General features: G+C 68.8%; 9 protein-coding genes. 5 read left to right on the forward strand and 4 right to left on the reverse strand.

Going from position 1 to position 13567, the window contains the following annotated elements; genetic code table 11:
- Positions 1 to 2: 2 nt before the first annotated feature.
- Complete coding sequence (locus PBT88_RS13905) at positions 3 to 176, forward strand: hypothetical protein (RefSeq protein WP_270075928.1); 174 nt, start codon at positions 3 to 5, stop codon at positions 174 to 176.
- A gap of 8 nt (positions 177 to 184) precedes the next feature.
- On the opposite strand, the gene PBT88_RS13910 is transcribed toward PBT88_RS13905, so the two are convergent.
- Positions 185 to 1108: an ROK family protein gene (locus PBT88_RS13910; RefSeq protein ID WP_270075929.1), complete on the reverse strand. Its 924-nt coding sequence runs from the start codon at positions 1106 to 1108 to the stop codon at positions 185 to 187.
- A gap of 241 nt (positions 1109 to 1349) precedes the next feature.
- On the opposite strand from PBT88_RS13910, the gene PBT88_RS13915 reads away from it, so the two are divergent.
- Positions 1350 to 4793 carry a glycosyl hydrolase 2 galactose-binding domain-containing protein gene (locus PBT88_RS13915; protein ID WP_270075930.1) on the forward strand — a complete coding sequence of 1148 codons (3444 nt, stop codon included), beginning with the start codon at positions 1350 to 1352 and terminating at the stop codon, positions 4791 to 4793.
- 48 nt (positions 4794 to 4841) lie between these two features.
- Here PBT88_RS13915 and PBT88_RS13920 read toward each other — a convergent pair whose 3' ends face one another.
- Complete coding sequence (locus PBT88_RS13920; protein ID WP_270075931.1) at positions 4842 to 6137, reverse strand: MFS transporter; 1296 nt, start codon at positions 6135 to 6137, stop codon at positions 4842 to 4844.
- Positions 6138 to 6334: 197 nt separating this feature from the next.
- Between PBT88_RS13920 and PBT88_RS13925 the strand changes: the two genes are divergently transcribed.
- Positions 6335 to 7096, forward strand: a complete 762-nt coding sequence (locus tag PBT88_RS13925) for a GDSL-type esterase/lipase family protein (protein WP_270075932.1) — start codon at positions 6335 to 6337, stop codon at positions 7094 to 7096.
- Positions 7093 to 8571: a carboxylesterase/lipase family protein gene (locus PBT88_RS13930; protein ID WP_270075933.1), complete on the forward strand. Its 1479-nt coding sequence runs from the start codon at positions 7093 to 7095 to the stop codon at positions 8569 to 8571. The genes PBT88_RS13925 and PBT88_RS13930 overlap by 4 nt, the downstream gene beginning before the upstream one ends.
- An 8-nt stretch (positions 8572 to 8579) precedes the next feature.
- Here PBT88_RS13930 and PBT88_RS13935 read toward each other — a convergent pair whose 3' ends face one another.
- Positions 8580 to 9824 (reverse strand): ROK family transcriptional regulator, encoded by a 1245-nt coding sequence (locus tag PBT88_RS13935; protein WP_270075934.1) that lies wholly within the window; start codon positions 9822 to 9824, stop codon positions 8580 to 8582.
- Between the two features lie 188 nt (positions 9825 to 10012).
- Between PBT88_RS13935 and PBT88_RS13940 the strand changes: the two genes are divergently transcribed.
- Positions 10013 to 12313, forward strand: coding sequence for a beta-glucosidase (locus PBT88_RS13940; RefSeq protein ID WP_270075935.1), 2301 nt, complete (start codon positions 10013 to 10015; stop codon positions 12311 to 12313).
- 144 nt (positions 12314 to 12457) lie between these two features.
- On the opposite strand, the gene PBT88_RS13945 is transcribed toward PBT88_RS13940, so the two are convergent.
- Positions 12458 to 13501, reverse strand: coding sequence for a cupin-like domain-containing protein (locus PBT88_RS13945; protein WP_270075936.1), 1044 nt, complete (start codon positions 13499 to 13501; stop codon positions 12458 to 12460).
- Positions 13502 to 13567: the final 66 nt, after the last annotated feature.

Raw genomic sequence — 13567 nt, forward strand, 5'->3', positions numbered from 1 at the left:
GCTTGCTCGCCGATTTAGCGGGGATCGAGATCATGCCTGGACGCACATATGGCGTCTGGCCGCACCCTCCCCCCAACGTGCCGGACGGTTTCCCCGCCTCGATCAGCCTGGTCTTTTTGGCGGCGACTGTGCCGCCCGTCAATATTAAAAATAACAAATTTCTTAAAGCTGCCTGAACGAAGCGTCAGACGCCGGCGGGCGCCGCCTGTCCGGCCTTCGCTGCGTCGAGCGCCAGCGCGATCGCGCCCAGCGGGCCGGCCTGGTCGCCCAGCGCCGGGGACGCGATGAAGCGCTCGATCCGGCCGGTGACGGCGATCGCATCGCCATAGCCGGCCAGGCTGGCGACGAGCCTCTGTCGCACCATCGGCAGGATCTGCGGCTGCCGTGTCACCACGCCGCCGCCGATCAGGATGCGCTCCGGCACCGCCGTCATCACGAGATTGTGGCACATCCCCGCCAGCGTGTGCGCGACCGCCGCCCAGACCGGATCGTCGGCGGCGATCTCGGATGCCGGGCGGCCGCTGCGCTGCTCGATCGCGAAGCCCGAGGCGAGCCCCTCGACGCAATCGCCATGGAAGGTGCAGGCGCCGGGCCATGCGTCACCGGGCATCCGGGCGACATGCATGTGCCCCGCCTCGGGATGGCCGAGCCCGCGCACCGAACGCCCCCCGACGACGATGCCGGCGCCCACCCCCGTACCCACGGTGATGTAGGCGAACGACGACAGCCCCTTGGCGCCGCCCCAGCGGCCCTCGGCCAGCGCGGCGCCGGCCACGTCGGTGTCGATCGCGGTCGGCAGGCCGGTGCTGCGGGCGAAGCGCTGCGCGACGCTGGCATTCTTCCAGCCCGGCTTGGTCGTCGCGGTGATGTGGCCATAGGTCGGCGAGTCGGGATCGAGATCGATCGGGCCGAAGCTCGCCAGGCCGAGCGACACCGGGCGATGATCGGTCATCCAGTCATCGAGCACCCGTTCGATCGCACCCAGCGTCTCGCCCGGCTCGGTCGTCGGGATGCGGTGCTGAGCGATGATCGCGTCCGGCCCGGAGGCGAGCGTACACACGCATTTGGTGCCACCCAGCTCCACGCCGAGATAGGTGATGTCGGTCATCGCGCGAACGATCGGCTATGATGGTGAGACCCTGAAATCATCCTGCTCCCAGCCTTGCCCCGCACCCGGCGGCGGCCCCTTTTCCGCACACGATATTCCGGTGGCGGCGGTTTTTTCACTGACGGCACCTGTCGCGAAAAAAAATGAAGATTGGAAGAAGTATTTTTGGCATGATGCCTCCCATACGGATGTCGGTGCTCGCGCCGACGGCCGAAAAACAATAATTTCTGGGGAGTCCTGCATGTCGCCTGTCGGCCGTTCGCTATTCCGCATCGCAGCCCTGCTTGCCAGCACGGCGCCCATCGGTTGGGTCCAGGCGGCAACGCTGTCCGATCCCGCTCTGGTGGATGGGCGCGGACCCTATGACATCTCGATCCTCGCCGGCGGCATCGGCAGCGACGCCGCGCTGACCGGGCAGGCCCAGCTCGCCGCGACCGGCGATGTCTGGTCGATCAGCGGCTGGGTGCGGATCGACGTGCCGGCCAAGGGCGAGGTCACCATCGCCGCGATCGGTGATCCGGCGGGCCTGCGCCGCGCGATCGGGCTGGACGACGGCCATCTGAGTTTCCGCACCGCGGACGCCATGCTGCGAGCACCCGCCACGATCGCGCCCGCCCGCTGGACGCTGGTGGGGGCCAGTTCGGATGGCCACACCGTCTCGCTCTATGTCGATGGCCGGCTGGTGGCAGCCAAGGCGATGGCGGTGCCGGCCGTCGCCCCGCATCTCGCGCTCGCACCGGTCGTCGCCGGACACGCCCATTTCGGCGGCGCGCTGATCGGGCTGACGGTGCTGCCGCAGGCGATGCCGGCGCAGGCCTTCGCCGATGCCGCGCGCACGAAGCCCGATCCGTCGCTGGTCGCCTTCCAGAAGCCCGGCCAGGGCTGGGACTGGCAGGAGAAGAATTGGCGCGGCCTGTTCCAGCCGCAGGACGCCGCGACCTTGCCGACCGGCCACACCCCGCCATCGGCCCCGGTCGCGACCCCGCCCACCGACACCGCGCCGCTGACGAAGCTGGCCGAGGACCGCTGGCAGATCGGCGGCTGGAAGCTCGCCGCCGCGCCGGACGTGACCGGGGACGGCGCCGCGATCAGCCGCGACGGCTTCGACACCGCACATTGGTATGCCGCCACCGTGCCCGGCACGGTGCTGACCACGCTCGTCGCGCGCGGCGTCTATCCCGATCCCGGCTACGGCCTCAACAACCTCGCCATCCCCGAAAAGCTGAGCCGGCAGGATTGGTGGTATCGCACCGGCTTCGACCTGCCGGCGCAGGCCGGCGGCCGGCACCAGTATCTGCTGTTCAAGGGCATCAACTATGCCGCCCAGATCTGGGTGAACGGCCGGCAGGTCGGCCGGATCGAAGGGGCCTTCATCCGCGGCCGGTACGATGTGACCCCGTGGCTGGTCCCCGGCCACAATATCGTGGCGGTGAAGATCACCCCGCCGCCCCATCCCGGCATCCCGGACGAGGAATCGATCGCGCGCGGCCCCGGCAACAATGGCGGCCAGATGGCGCTCGACGGGCCGAGCTTCATGGCGACCGAAGGATGGGACTGGATTCCCGGTGTCCGCGATCGCGATATCGGCCTGTGGCAGCCGGTCGAACTGCTCTCCACCGGCAGCGTCCGCGTCGGCGATCCGCAGGTGGTGACCAAGCTCCCCCTGCCCGCCATCGACAGCGCCGACGTGACGATCCGCGTGCCGATATCGAACGATGGCGCCGCCCCCGTCTCCACCACTGTCACCGCCGCGTTCGAGGGGGTGAGCGTCTCGCGCACCGTCAGCGCGCCGCCGGGCGCGAGCGAGGTCGTGTTCGCGCCCGCCGATTTCGCGCAGCTCCACGTCGCCCAGCCGAAGCTCTGGTGGCCCAATGGCTATGGCGCGCAGAATCTCTACACGCTGACCGCCACCGCGAGCGTCGACGGCGCCGTCTCCGATCGCCAGCAGCGCCGCTTCGGGATGCGCGAGATGACCTACGGCCTCTCGCTGTTCGCGCCCGACGGCCAGCTGCGCCGGGTGGTGATCGATCCCACGATGGCGCACCAGCGCGGCGAGGATCTGGTCGCGCTGAAGCATCTCGACATCAAGCAGACGCCGACCGGCTGGGCGGAATCGCTGACGCCTGCCGGCGCCGTCTCGCCGGCGGTGCGGGATGTCCCCTCCGAAATGCCCGAGCCGCATCTGACGATCTACGTCAACGGCGTCCGCATCGCGGCGCGCGGCGGCAATTGGGGCATGGACGATTATATGAAGCGCGTCTCCCGCGCGCGGCTGGAACCCTATTTCCGCCTCCACAAGGAGGCCAATATCGACATCATCCGCAACTGGGTGGGCCAGAATACCGAGGACGTCTTCTACGATCTCGCCGACGAATATGGCATGCTGATCCTCAACGATTTCTGGGAATCGACGCAGGATTACCAGAATGAGGCCGAGAATCCCGATCTGCTGCTCAAGAATGCGGCGGACGTGATCGCGCGCTATCGCAACCATCCTTCGATCGCCCTGTGGTTCGGCCGCAACGAGGGCGTGCCGCAGCCGATCGTCAACGAAGGGCTGGACCATCTCGTCCAGACGCTCGACGGCACGCGCTATTATACCGGCAGCTCCAACCGGGTCGGGCTGCAGAATAGCGGGCCGTATAATTATCGCCCGCCCGTCGGCTATTTCACCGATCTCGCCACCGGCTTCTCGGTGGAGACCGGCACCCCCTCGCTGGCCACGCTGGAGGCGGTGCAGGCGATGGTGCCGCCCGCCGATCGCTGGCCGATCAGCGATACGCTGGCCTATCATGATTGGCACATCGGCGGGAACGGCGACGTGAAGACGTTCATGGACGCGCTGACCACGCAGCTCGGCGAGCCGACCAGCCTCGAGGATTTCGAGCGCAAGGCGCAGATGTTCAACTACGTCAATTATCGCGCGATCTTCGAAGGCTTCAACGCGCATCTGTGGACCAGGGACAGCGGCCGCCTGCTGTGGATGACCCAGCCCGCCTGGCCGTCCAACCACTGGCAGATCCTCAGCCATGATTATGACACGCAGGCGAGCTTCTACGGCGTGAAGACCGCGCTTCAGCCGGTCCATGTCCAGCTCAATCTGCCCGATTACGCGATCGCCATCGCCAACACGACGCGCGAGCCGGCCGATGGCCTGACGATGCGCGCGCAGGTGGTGGACGTCTCCGGCCGCAGCCTGCTCGATCGCAGCGAGACCGTCGCCGCGCCGGCCAACCAGACGACGACTCTGAAGCCGCTCGCCCTGCAGGCGCTGCTCGATACCCAGGGGCTGGTGCTGGTGGAATTGTCGCTCACCGATCGCGGCGGACACCAGATCAGCCGCAACGTCTATTGGCAGGGCAAGGACGATGCCGCCTATCGCGCGCTCTCGACCATGCCGCAGCAGGCGCTGACCGCCACCGCGCGGCGATCGGGTGACGGCATCGCGGTGGAGCTCACCAACCACGGCACCACGCCGCTGCTCGAAGCCAAGCTGACATTGGTGGATGCCAAGGGCGAGCGGGTGCTGCCCGCCTTCTACAGCGACAATTATGTCAGCCTGCTGCCCGGCGAGAGCCGCACCGTCACCATCACGACGATGGACGGCGTGCAACCGGCGGGCACCGCTGCGGCGGTGAATGTGCGGGGCTGGAACGTGACGCCGGCCAGCGTCCCGATCGGCTAGGGATGATCAGGGAGGGTCTGCCTGATCGGGCAGACCCTCTCCGAAGGCTCAATGCCCGGCGGGCATCGCCAGCGGCTTGTGGTCGGCGCCCTTCACCCGCGCGGCGGCGACCGCGAAGACCAAGATGCCGATATAGCCGATCACCGGCACGATGAAGGCCTCGCCGAAGCTGCCCGTCGCATCGGTGATCCGGCCGGCGATCCACGGCAGGATCGCGCCGCCCACGATCGCCACGCACAGCACGCCCGAGGTCGCGGACGGCGGCACCGACGAGCGCTGCATCGTCAGCGAGAACAAGGTCGGGAACATGATCGAGTTGAACAGGCCCATCGACAGCGCACACCAGGCGGCGGTCGGCCCGTGCAGCGTGAAGGCGGCGATCGCCAGCACCACATTGGCGGCGACCATGATGCTCAGCAGCACGCCGGCCGGCACCACGGTCAGCAGCGCGCTGCCGATGAAGCGGCCGACCAGCGCGCCGCCCCAGTAATAATAAGCGGTCATCGATCCGGCGACGGCGAGGCTGACGCCCAGCACCTCCGGCCGGTTGAGATAGTTGATCATCAGCGACCCGATCGTCACCTCGGAACCGACATAGAGGAACACCGCCGCCGCGCCCGACAGCGCCCAGCCCGAACGCAGCGCCGCGAACGGCGACACCGCATCGCCATTGGCGTTGCCGCCATGCGGCACGGCCTGCTCGATCCGGTTGCGCATCACGAAGATCAGCGCCAGCAGCGCCAGCAGGAATACCGCGATCACCAGGAAGGCGTGGTTGACCGCCGCCAGCCCCGCGAGGCGCGATGCCTCGTCGGTGATCGTCGCCCCGCCATGCTTGAACACGTCGCCGGACAGCATCACCCGCGCGCCGAGATCGACGCCGAGCACCACGCCGAGCGAATTGAACGCCTGCGCGAAGGTGAGTCGGAAATGCGCCTTTTCGGGCGCGCCCAATGCCACGGTGAGCGGGTTCGCCGCGACCTGCAGCGCGGTGATGCCGGCGGCCAGGGTGAACAGCGCCACCAGCACCAGCACATAGGTCTGCACCGCCGAGGCGACCAGCACGATCATGCAGCCGGCGATCATCACGCCCAGCGCCGCCATGATGGTGCGGCTCGGGCCGAGCCGGCCGAGCACGGCGGCGGCGGGCAGCGAGAAGACGCCATAGGCCAGGAAGAAGGCGAACTGGGTCAGCATCGCCTCGGCCGTCGTCAGGCTGTAGATGCCGCGCAGCGCCGCGATCAGCGGATCATTGTTGGAGGTGATGAACCCCCAGGCGAAAAACAGGCAGGTCACGGTGATGAAGGAGGGCAAGGTGCCCCTCGCCGAACGGCCACTGGTCATCGAAATCCTCTCCTTCACGCAATCTGGGGCGCGCTCGGGCCGGAATGCGCGAGCGATGACGTCGCTGTCAATCTTCCTCCCCCCATTTCCGCCGCCAAGTTCTGGTCCCGTACCCCTTAAAGAAATCGATTTGCATTTTTCGACGGGGCATGGTTGCTTGGCCGAATGGGGCGCCAGACCCCGATGGAGATGGTCCGATGCGTGCTGCCCCCCTCGCCCTGATCGCGCTCGCCGCTGCCAGCCCCCTTGCCGCCGCGCAGACACCCGCCGAAATCGCCGCCGGCAACGCCGCTGCCGAACAGCGGCTGCATGACGATTGGGCGTGGATGGACCGCTACAAAGCCGAGGACGCTGCGCTGCCGCCCCGATCGGACGCACCGCGCGTGGTGTTCATCGGCGATTCGATCACCCAGATGTGGCGGGATGCGCGACCCGCCTTCTTCGTCGCCGGCCGCATCGGGCGGGGCATTGGTGGCCAGACGACGCCGCAGATGCTGGTCCGTTTCCGGCAGGATGTGATCGCGCTCCACCCCGCCGTGGTCCAGATCATGGCCGGCACCAACGATATCGCCAGCAACACCGGCCCGATGACCGCCGAGGAGACCGAAGCCAATATCCGCACGATGACGGAGCTGGCCCAGGTCCATGGCATCCGGGTGATCCTCGGCTCGATCCCGCCGGCCTCGCATTTCGCCTGGCGCCCCGGGCTGGAAGTGACCCGCAAGATCGAGACGCTCGACGCCTGGCTGAAGGCCTATGCGGCACGGACGGGATCGGTCTATGCCGATTACTGGTCCGCCTTGCAGGATGGCCAGGGCGGGTTCCGCGCCGACTGGACGATCGACGGCGTCCATCCCAACCCGACCGGCTATGACCAGATGATCCCGGTGGCGCAAAGGGCGATCGCGGAGGCGTTGGCCAAGCCCGCCCCCGCCCCGCTGGCCATCGCCGACCAATGATCCCGGCGCTGCTCGGCCTTGCGCTATCGGCGGCGTCCGCGTCGGCGTCGGTCGTTCCCGTTGCGCCAGCCGTGATGACCAGCGAAGGCCCGCTCGTCGGCGCGCGCGAGGCAGATGGCAGCATCGCCTTCCGCGGCATACCCTATGCCCGGCCGCCGGTCGGCCCGCTGCGCTGGAAGCCGCCGCAGCCGATCCGCTGGTCCGCGCCGCGCGCCGCGATCAAGGCCGGATCGGCCTGCCCGCAAAGCGATTATGGAGTATGGAATCGCAAGGATGCGATCGCGGGCCGCGAGGATTGCCTGACGCTCGAACTGCGGACCCCAACGCTCACCCCGGCCCGTCCCCTACCGGTGATGGTGTGGATCCATGGCGGCGGCAATCGCGGCGGATCGGGGATGGGCAATATCGATTCCGATCTGGTCTCGCACGGCGTCGTGCTGGTCGATCTCAACTATCGGCTGGGCGCGCTGGGCTTCCTGTCGCACCCGGCGCTGAGCGCGGAATCGCCGCGCCGTGCCTCCGGCAATTACGGGCTGATGGACCAGCAGGCGGCGCTGCGCTGGGTGAAGGCCAATATCGCCCGCTTCGGCGGCGATCCGGCGCGGATCACGATCTTCGGGGAATCGGCGGGCGGGCAGGATGTCGGCATCCAGCGGCTGCTCCCCGCCAACCGGGGATTGTTCGCCGGCGCGATCGAGCAGAGCGGCTCCCCGGCCTTCGGCGTCCCCACGCGCAGCCTGGCGGAGGCCGAGGCACTGGGTGAGCGGCTCGCCCGCCTGGCCGGCGCGCCCGCCGATGCCGATGCCGCGACGATGCGCAGCCTGCCGGTCGCAGCCCTGCTCCGCGCCGGCGACGCCGTGCATGTCCCCAGCGTCGGCGACGACAGCTTCGTCTGGCTGCAGATGACGGTGGATGGCGTGGTGCTGCCCGATACCCCGTCCCGCCTGCTGGCCAAGGCGGCGAACCCGGCGCCGCTGATCATCGGCACCAACCTGCATGAATTCACCCCGACCGACATCAAGGGCGACGCGCGCGCCGTGATCCGCCAGCGCTTCGGAAAGGATGGCCCCACGGTCTTCGCGCATTACGGCCTGTCCAAGCCCGGCCCGGTGTCCGAGGACAGAGCGCTCGACATCGCGACCGACCTCATCTTCCGCTGTCCGTCCGAGGTGGTGGCGCGGACGCGAAGCGGCGGGCCGGCATGGATGTACCGCTTCGATCATGCCGATGCCGACGGCACGCCTGTCACCCATGGATCGGATATCGGATCGGTCATGCACCGGGGCACGGGGGGCGCCGCGACGATGCAGGATTATTGGCTGGCCTTCGCGCGCACCGGCCGCCCCGAGGCCGCCGGCCTGCCGGCATGGCCGCGCTTCGCCGCCAGCCGCCGCATGGTGCTGCACTTCGGCCAGGACGCCACCGCCGTGAGGGAGGCCACCGATCCGGTCTGCCCCCTGACCCGCACGCCCTGAAAGGCCGCTCAGTCGTGGCCGACCTTCATCAGGATATTGTCCGAGGGGAAGACCGCGTCGTTGAACGGCAGGATCGCCGCGCCCACCGCCGGTGCATCGGCGGCCAGATCGGCGCGGATCACCGGCGCGAGACTGGGCAGGCCCGCTCCTTCGGCCGCGAGCCGTTCGTTCACTGCCACGGCCAGCCGCTCGATCAGGTCGGCCGGCAGGCGTCCGCCGATCAGCACCGCCTCGGGGTTGACCAAGCAGTTCACCGCGGTCAGCGGCGCGACCAGATCGGTGGCGGCGCGATCGATCCAGCGATCGATCACCGTAGCGACGGGGGCGGTCGGCTGCTCCAGTTCGGCCGGCGACGCGATCGACAGCCCGTCCGCCTCCAGCATCGCATAGAGGGCGGAAAGCGACACGCTGTCCTGCAACATGTGTCCGCCGCTGCTCGGCAGGAAGCCGATCTCGCCGCTGCGCCCGGTGGCGCCGCGATAATAGCCGCCGTCGATCACCAGCCCGCCGCCGAGGCCCGCCGTCAGCAGCAGGTAGAAGAAGCTCGAATGGAGCAGACCGGCGCCAAATTGCGCCTCACCGATGGCCGCGGCGGCGGCGTCATTGTCGCAATAGACCGGCCACGGCATCACCGCCGCGAACAGCGCCACCACATCCACCTCGTTCCACAGCTCATAGCCTTCGGGGCGGTGCGGCAGCGCGACGCTGCCCAGCCCGTCCGGCAAAGCGACGCCGATGCCCAGCACGCGATCCGCATCGATCGCGCCGGAGGCGAGGATCGCGTCGACCACCTCGCGGACATGCGCCACTACCTGATCGGGCATCGGGAAGGCGATCTCGCGCGTCTCGCGGGCGCGGACATTGCCGGCGAGATCGAGCGCGACGACGCTGACATGATCGCGATCGATGTTCACGCCGATGCCGAAGCAGCCATCGGGGTTGATGGCGAAGCGCAATGCCGGCTGCCCGCGCCCGCCCACCCGCTTGCCGGCGTTCAGGATCAGGCCGCGATCGAGCAGGCGCTTGGTGATGTTGGCGATCGTCGGCACGGTCAGCCCGGTCTGCTCGACGATCTCGGCGCGGGTGATATGCTCGGAGATGCGAACCGCCTGCAACACGATACGCTGGTTATAGTCGCCCGCCCGCGCCAGATTGGTGCCGGACAGGCTGGTGGCCAGCCTCGCGCCGCGCTCTTCGCCCCGTTCGGCGCCATTCGAACCGGCGGCGCGATTGTTGCGATAATCGATCTTCATGCCGGAACGTCACTCCTTCGCCGGCCCCCATGTCGTCGCGGCCGGATGGCGCTGGCCACGTGGGGCGGCGGCGCCTGTGTCGCGCAAGCATCGCCTTTCCGCAATGGCACGCGCTCTTCGGATCGCCGCGAACCCCACGCCCCGCCATGCAGGCGCAACCGATATCATAAGACAGGGAGAGAGAAATCATGCCGCACGCCCGCCTGATCGCCGCGCTGATGCTGGGTGCCGCCTGCCCGGCGACGGCCGCGCCGCCGGTCCACTACGCCGCCGACGCCCGCCCCTGGATGAACGCCGCGCTCGCCACGCCCGACCGGGTCCGCCTGCTGCTCGCCGCGATGACCCAGGCGGAGAAGCTGACCCTCGTCACGGGCTGGTTCGGCACCGATCAGCCGGGCGACCATTTCAAGGCCGATCCGCTCGCCCGCTACGGATCGGCGGGCTTCGTCGCCGGTGTGCCGCGCCTCGGCATCCCGCCCCAGTGGCAGAGCGACGCGGGCGTCGGCGTCGCCACCCAGAATGTCGATCGCGAACATCCGCTCGAGCGCACCTCGCTCCCCTCCGGCATCGCGCTCGCCGCCAGCTGGAACCCGCGCCTCGCCTTCACCGGCGGCGCGATGATCGGATCGGAGGCGCGCGCCTCGGGCTTCGACGTGATGCTCACCGGCGGCGTCGATCTGGTCCGCGATCCGCGCGGCGGGCGGACCTTCGAATATGGCGGCGAAGACCCGCTGCTCGCCGGCACGATGGTCGGCGCCGCGGTGCAGGGCATCGAATCCAATCATATCGTCGCGACGATCAAGCATTATGCGTTTAACGATCAGGAGACCGGCCGCACCATCCTCGATGCGATCGTCGACAAGGATCAGGCGCGCATGTCCGATCTGCTCGCCTTCCAGATCGCGCTGGAGCGGTCGCAGGCGGGATCGGTGATGTGCTCCTACCAGCATCTCAACGGGGATTATGCCTGCGAGCATGACTGGCTGCTCACCGACGTGCTGAAGCGGGACTGGGGCTGGCAGGGCTTCGTCATGTCCGATTGGGGCGCCACCCACTCCACCGTGAAGGCCGCCAATGCCGGGCTCGATCAGGAGACCGGCTATACCGATCCCGCCAAGCCCTATTTCGGCGCCAAGCTCGCCGCCGCGATCAAGGCCGGCCAGGTGCCGCAGGCCCGGCTGGACGACATGGCCGGGCGCATCCTGTGGTCGCTGTTCGCCAAGGGGGTGATCGACGATCCGGTCGCGATATCGCCGATCGACTTCGCCGCCGATGCCGCCGTCAGCCGCGCCGCCGCCACCGAGGGCGCGGTGCTGCTCCGCAACGAGGGCGATGTGCTGCCGATCGCGGCGACGGCCAGGCGCATCGCGGTGATCGGCGGCCATGCCGATGCGGGCGTGCTATCCGGCGGCGGATCGGCGCAGGTCTATCCGCAGGGTGGCAATGCGGTGCCGGGGATCGCACCGACCTCGTGGCCGGGGCCGATCGTCTATCTCCCTTTCTCGCCGATGACGGCGATCCAGCGCAACGCCCCCAAGGCCGCGGTGAATTTCTCGGCCGGCACCGATCCGGCGGCCGCCGCGAAGCTGGCCAAGGACAGTGACGTCGCGGTCGTGTTCGTGACCCAGTGGATGGCGGAATCGCAGGATTTCCCCGTCGCCCTGTCGGATGAGCAGAATGCGCTGGTCGAGGCCGTCGCCGCCGCCAATCCGCGCACCGTCGTGGTGCTCGAAACCGGCGGCCCGGTGCTGATGCCGTGGGCGAACAAGGTCGCCGGGATATTGGAGGCCTGGTATCCCGGCACTAGCGGCGGCGAGGCGATCGCCGACCTGCTGTTCGGCCGCGCCAATCCGTCCGGCCGCCTGCCCGTCACCTTCATGGCCGGGACGGACCAGTTGCCGCGCCCGGTGCTGGACGGCATCGGCCTGCCCGAGACCCAGCCCTTCACCGTCGATTATGCCGAAGGCGCGGCGGTCGGCTATAAATGGTTCGACAAGAAGGGGCTGGCGCCGGCCTATCCGTTCGGCTTCGGCCTGTCCTACACCCACTTCACGATGACGCCCCCCAAGGCGACGCTGGACCGGGGCGAGCTGACGATCGGCTTCACCGTCACCAACAGCGGCGCGCGCGCCGGCATGGCGGTGCCGCAGCTCTATGTCGGCCCGGCGGATGGCGGCTGGGAAGCGCCGCGCCGGCTGGGCGGCTTCGCCAAGGTGGCGTTGCAACCGGGGCAAACCAGAAGCCTGACGCTCACCGTCGATCCGCGCCTGCTCGCCCGCTTCGATACGGCGAAGGGTGGCTGGACGCGGCCGGCCGGCACCTATCGCGTGTGGCTCGGCACCTCGTCGCGCGATCTGACGACACCGATCGACGTGCAGCTTCCCGCGCGGCTGCTGCCCGTCACCTATAAGCCCGACCATGCCGGCACCAGCCTGCCGGTCATGGGATCGCCCGGCACATCGGCCACGCCGGACAATCCCGCGCGCTAGGGCATGATGCCATAAGTTGAAATCGCCCCCCGTTCGTCCTGAGCTTGTCGAAGGACATGCCGCAAACATGGCGCTTGATGCACGCACTTCGACAGGCTCAGTGCGAACGGATCAGATTGAAGGCTTGGTGCCCCAAGCGGCCCGCTAAGCCTTCGCGCCTGCCGCGCCACGGGCATGGGGCGGCAGGTGATCGGCGGCGTGGGGGGCGCCGTCATCGAACACATAATGATCGAACCATGCCTTCCACGCGGCACGATGCGCGGGCTCGAGATCGCGCATCGCCCGGATCGCCTGGGTGAGCGTGGCGAGGGGCGAGGTCGCGTCCGGCTCCTCCCACCAATAGTTCATCATCACGTTGAACGGCCCCGGCGCCTGCACATTATGCCACCAGATTGGCGGGATGTAGAGCGCATCGCCCGGCCCGAGATCGGCGACCAGCGCGTGCCGCATCGCCTCGGCGAAGCGCGGATAGCGATCGAGATCGGGCGCGTTGAGATCGACCATGCTGACCGGCGGCCCCGCGATCGTCAGGTGGAACGGCCCGACATAGAGGTTCGGGAATTGCTCGGGCGGGAACAGGGTGAAGCGCCGCCGCCCGCCGATCACCACCGCGACATTGCTCGCCTCGTCGAAATGGGTGGAGACGTGGGAGGCGTTGCCGATCCAGATCCGCGCCTTCGCCGTTGGGAGATCGAAGCCCAGCGGATTCTCCCCGGTCCAGCCCGGCAGATGATCGCCCGCCGCCGCCGCGCCGGCATAGAGCGTGTCCGGCGCAGCCGTGCCGCGCAGATGCAGCAGCCGATCGAGCAGCGCGCTGATCGTGCCGCCGCGCTTCTGGAAATTGCAGCCGGTCAGCGCCTCGTTGTAGAAATAATGGCCGCCAATCTCGGGCGGGCCGACCAGCACCTCGACCGGGCGGCCGCTGTCGAAGCGCGCGACATAGGCGGCCAGCGCCTCGTCCGATCGCTGTGCCGCCTGCACCGCGGGCCATGCCGCGGCCTGCCCGCGCAGCACCACCGGCCGGTAGTGCGCGGTGATCTCGGCATGGAAGCGCGCCGGATCGACCGGGCCTCGCTCCTCCATCCGCGCTCCCGCCACGAGAGTGTCGCCCGTCGCCCCCATCCCATCGCTCTCCACCGCGTTGATCCGGTTGGTGATAGCATCGCGCCCGCCGCCCCCCAACAGCATTGGGCCTCGCCGTGGCGCGGGCGACGCTGCCATGGAATGTCCGTACAATTTGTGCGAGGGACGGCC

The sequence above is a fragment of the Sphingomonas abietis genome, assembly GCF_027625475.1.
GTDB lineage: Bacteria > Pseudomonadota > Alphaproteobacteria > Sphingomonadales > Sphingomonadaceae > Solisphingomonas > Solisphingomonas abietis.

Bases quoted from the DNA above. Each gene is read 5' to 3' on its own strand.
- PBT88_RS13935 (WP_270075934.1), bottom strand. From the start codon at position 9,824: ATGAAGATCGATTATCGCAACAATCGCGCCGCCGGTTCGAATGGCGCC.
- PBT88_RS13925 (WP_270075932.1), top strand. From the start codon at position 6,335: ATGCGTGCTGCCCCCCTCGCCCTGATCGCGCTCGCCGCTGCCAGCCCC.
- PBT88_RS13915 (WP_270075930.1), top strand. From the start codon at position 1,350: ATGTCGCCTGTCGGCCGTTCGCTATTCCGCATCGCAGCCCTGCTTGCC.
- PBT88_RS13930 (WP_270075933.1), top strand. From the start codon at position 7,093: ATGATCCCGGCGCTGCTCGGCCTTGCGCTATCGGCGGCGTCCGCGTCG.
- PBT88_RS13940 (WP_270075935.1), top strand. From the start codon at position 10,013: ATGCCGCACGCCCGCCTGATCGCCGCGCTGATGCTGGGTGCCGCCTGC.
- PBT88_RS13920 (WP_270075931.1), bottom strand. From the start codon at position 6,137: ATGACCAGTGGCCGTTCGGCGAGGGGCACCTTGCCCTCCTTCATCACC.
- PBT88_RS13910 (WP_270075929.1), bottom strand. From the start codon at position 1,108: ATGACCGACATCACCTATCTCGGCGTGGAGCTGGGTGGCACCAAATGC.
- PBT88_RS13945 (WP_270075936.1), bottom strand. From the start codon at position 13,501: ATGCTGTTGGGGGGCGGCGGGCGCGATGCTATCACCAACCGGATCAAC.